We start from the raw sequence: 557 nt of genomic DNA, 5'->3' as shown, positions 1-557 counted from the left end.
ATCGCACAGATCGTCCGTACCCAACCGCAAGACAAAAACAAGCGCGACATCGAAAAGGTCTACCTGAAAGCCGTCAACAACGCGACCCAATTCATTTATATCGAGAACCAGTACTTTCGCTGGCCGCCATTGGCCGAGGCCATCAATAAAGCGGCGGCTGATCAGACCCGCGCAGGCCGCGATCCGGGTTTACATGGCAATTTGCACCTTTTTGTGATCACCAATGCCAGCAAAGATGGTGTAGGCCCAGGCTCCTTGAACACCCAGCGCATGCTCGAAAGCCTCGGGCGCGGCGAGACCATTCCTGCAATCACCAAGTTACAGCGCATTGAACAGGCTAAAGCCCAAACAAACGCCCAGACGCCGACCTTGGCTGAACTCCTTGAGCAGCAGGCCTTGCTTACGCTGACCCGCCTGACCGATGCACTGGGTGGCGGCGAGATGAGCGAAAAAGCCCGGGAAGCCCAACGAGACGCCGCCAGAAACAATAAATTTCGACAGATCTGGCTCAAAGAGCAGATTGAGGCGATCGAGAAAAGTACGCTCGTCCCGACCCC

General features: G+C 55.8%; 1 pseudogene. It reads left to right on the top strand.

Annotation, left to right across the window (positions count from 1 at the left end):
• Window positions 1-557, top strand: a pseudogene (locus BSF44_RS29290) (phospholipase); the annotation flags it as partial.

This window comes from Pseudomonas sp. ACN8, from assembly GCF_002303925.1.
In the GTDB taxonomy this organism is placed as follows: domain Bacteria; phylum Pseudomonadota; class Gammaproteobacteria; order Pseudomonadales; family Pseudomonadaceae; genus Aquipseudomonas.
The sequence above is the reverse complement of the archived record's forward strand: the minus strand, read 5'-3'. Positions and strand labels throughout refer to the sequence as shown.